The organism is Pseudomonas sp. P5_B2 (assembly GCF_056400445.1).
Genome location: NZ_JBFULH010000436.1, coordinates 1 through 3,545, shown reverse-complemented (window position 1 = coordinate 3,545; position 3,545 = coordinate 1). Strand labels below are relative to the sequence as shown.

The window sequence follows — 3,545 nt, the reverse complement described above, 5'->3', positions numbered from 1 at the left end:
GCCTACATGTGTACCCTGCTGCCGACACCCGGCATTTTCGACGACACCCAGCCGATGGTGTTCCCGGATAACTGGCCGGACGAATCCTTCTGGTTTCTCGCCGAGACCACCATCCCCAACAACGCCGCTGGCTATGGGATGGACGCCTATGTCGCCGGGATTGAGGCTGCATTTGCCGGCGGGAACCCGCTCGACGGTGATCAGATCAGCTTCGCGCGGATCCGTATGCGCATCAACATTCCCGTCGCCGGTATCTACACCATCACCCACCCTTACGGCAAAGAAACGATCAACGTCACCACCCCTGGCCGTCGTGCGATCAACATCACCAGAGACGTCGGCGTCGGTGCACCAGGGGTATTCACCGGCGCGGTCAACGGTGCCATCGGGCCATTCCTGCGCAGCGTCAACGGCCCTTATACGGAAGTGAACCCGGACACCGGCGCCATCGAAACCTTCGTCGGCGATCCGAACCTCACCGAAGCCGTGACCGGTAGCCCCAACGACACCAACTTCGTGCGCATCGAGGGGCCCGCCGGGACCATCCAGGCCAATCTATTCAACGTGTCCGGCAAAGTGCTCGACAGCCGTAAGCCAACATCAGTGGAAATCGACCGCGCCACCTATCACCGCACCTCATCGGGTGGTAGCAGCAATACTCGGGTTGAAATCTTTGCCAAATCGGACATCAGCTCGACGCTGTGCTTCCGCGAAAGCATCACCCTCGTACCCGGCCCGCCGGTTTCACCCTGTCTGACCAGTCTGACAGGCGACAACCAAGGGCAGTTTTTCGCTCAACATCTGATCATTGGCAACGTGCCTCCGGTCGTGGTGGTCACCGCTACCAACCCGACGGGCAGTACTCGCCCCACAGCGGTTTCGCGCAAGCTCACTGACGTGGTGAAAATCCAGACTGCTCGCTACAGCTGGAGCAATCACAGCCTGCTGATCGAAGCCTCCTCCAGCGACGAAGTGGCTGTGCCGGATATGGTCGCGCAGGGCTATGGACGCCTGTCGAAGTCCGGCACCCTGCAAAAGCTGACCGTCTCCGACCTGGCCCAGCCACCCGCCACCGTGACAATCAAATCAGCCGCAGGCGGCAGTGATACCGAGCCAGTCGTGGTCGTTGGCAACTCGCCGGACACTGGTGAGAACCAGGCGCCGCTTTCCGCCAACGACACCGGCAGCACCAGCTTCGGCGTGCCGGTCACCCTTAACCTGCTGACCAACGACAGTGACCCGGACGGCAACACGCCACTGAGCATCACGGCGCTGACCCAACCGGCTGCCGGGCAAGGCACCGTGGCATTGAGCGGCACCACAGCAGTGGTCTACACCCCGCCAGCCGTTGTCAACGCGCCGCTGACCACAACCTTCACCTACAAGGCTCAAGACGTCAAAGGCCTGGCCTCGACCACGCCTGCGACAGTGACCATCACCGTGGCGCCTAACCGGGCACCAACAGCGGTCAACGATGCTGTCGCGACCCTGGGCGTGGCGATTCCCATCAACGTGCTGGCCAACGACACCGATCCGGAAGGCAACGTGCCGCTCAGCGCCGCCATCGTGACCCAACCGGCAACCGGACGCGGCACCGTCAGCACCGACGGCACCGTCATCACCTACACCCCACCGGCCACGGTGACCACGGCCTTCACCACCACCTTCACCTACCTCGCACGGGACAGCTTCGGCGCCTCGTCGACGCCGGCGACGGTCACGGTGCAAGTCTCGCCAAGACCTGCTGCGGAAACCTTCGCGGTGACCACGGCCACGGTGTCGGCTCGCTCCAACAACCGCTTCACCTGGGACTTTGCGGGCACCTCATCGGTGACCACCGGTAACACCATCACCATCAAGGTGACCACCCCGACCGGGCTGGTAACCCTGGGCACCACCACGGTGCCGGTGACCGGTCGCTGGAGGCTGACGGTGAACAACATCACCACGGTGATCCCATCGGCTAACCCGACGGCCACCATCAGCTCGTCCCAAGGCTCCGTACGCACCGTAACGGTAGTCGCGAACTGAGCCCTCGCCCCACCCACCAAACGGGTGGGTGGGGCGACCTCATCGTAAAGGACTGAACCATGAAAAATTCGACCGCAGCCCTGCTCTGCCTGCTTCTGCTTTGCAGCAGTGCGGGCGTGCGCGCCGATGACTTAATGGAAAACAACGACCTGGGTCCCGGTGGTGACCTCGGAGAATTACCACCCCCGGTTGGCCAGCACGCGCTGATCGACCAGAACGGCCAGGCCAACATTGCGCTGTTGCAGCAGAACGGCCAGTCGTTGCTCGGCACCATCGTCCAGTCAGGCAGTAATCAGGAAGCCTACATCCTGCAACAAGGCAGCGACCTGATGGCAATGATCAACCAGCAAGGCTACGGCAATAACGCCGACATCACCCAAACCGGCAGCCATAACCGGGCACAGATTTCCCAGAACGGCAACAACAACGACGCAAGCATCGACCAGGCCGGCACGGGGCTTTCCAGCGCCGTGAGCCAGTCCGGGAACGGCATGAGCGTCTCCGTCAAACAATATCGCTAAAGCACTGCACCTTTTGGAGGTTCCATCATGTTCAAACTGAAACCCCTTACCGCCGCCATCCTGGTCATGGTCAGTGCCCAGGCGATGGCCGACGACAGCACGTCCAACCAGAACCAGAACGGCACTGCGAACATCGCCAACGTGACACAGACCGCGGCCAGTTTCAGCTTATCCACTCAGCAGCAGACCGGAACGGGCAACGATGCGATGACGTTGCAGGACAACGCCAGCAGCACCATCGAACAGACCCAGGACGGCAGATACAACGCCGGCTACGGTGAGCAACTGTTCGAAAACGGCAGCACCATCACTCAGCAACAAACAGGCGCGTTCAACACCAGCCATGCCAGCCAGTCGATTGGCGTAGGTAGCAGCCATGCGTTGCAACAACAGCAAGGCAACGGCAACTTCTCATTTGTCTATCAGGACAGTCAGGACGAAGCGACCGCCACGACCTTCCAACAAGGCAATAACAACGAAGCCAACATCGAACAAATAGAAATGGGCGTCGGCAACAACGCGACGATCACCCAGCACGGCAATACCAACTACGGCACCGCCGAACAGGTGTTCCAGGTTAGCGGCCAGATCGACATCAACCAGAGTGGCAACAATAACTATGCCTATGGCGACCAGCGCAATGGCGAGGGCAGCACCCTGACCATTGACCAGGTCGGCAACGGCAACGGCACCGAAGTCTGGCAGGACTCCCAGCTTGCCAGTCAGACCACCATCAATCAGAACGGAAATACCAACGAAACCGTGGTCGACCAGAGCTTCGGCCAAGGCAACGAGGCGACGGTGTTGCAGGTCGGCAGACTCAACGCAATCTATGCCGACCAGTTCGAGTCCATCGGATCAATCGTCGGGCTGTACCAAGAGGGCAAGGGTAACGTGCATTACACTTACCAAAGCGGCGATGGACATGTGCTCAACGTTACCTCCGTCGGTACTGAAAACAAGGTCTACGCCAGCAACTGGAAAGGCCCACAA

At 60.6% G+C, this 3,545-nt stretch carries 3 protein-coding genes; all 3 read left to right on the top strand.

Annotated features, from left to right (window positions below; genetic code table 11):
- A partial coding sequence (locus AC1DRJ_RS21930) for an Ig-like domain-containing protein (RefSeq protein WP_477803987.1) occupies positions 1-2,031 on the top strand: 2,031 nt, incomplete at its 5' end.
- Positions 2,032-2,090: 59 nt separating this feature from the next.
- Positions 2,091-2,552, top strand: a complete 462-nt coding sequence (locus AC1DRJ_RS21925; protein ID WP_477803986.1) for a curlin — start codon at positions 2,091-2,093, stop codon at positions 2,550-2,552.
- Positions 2,553-2,579: 27 nt separating this feature from the next.
- Positions 2,580-3,545 (top strand): curlin (locus AC1DRJ_RS21920; RefSeq protein ID WP_477803985.1); only part of this gene is annotated, 966 nt, incomplete at its 3' end.

Coding starts and splice junctions, on each gene's coding strand:
- AC1DRJ_RS21925 (WP_477803986.1), top strand. CDS start 2,091: ATGAAAAATTCGACCGCAGCCCTGCTCTGCCTGCTTCTGCTTTGCAGC.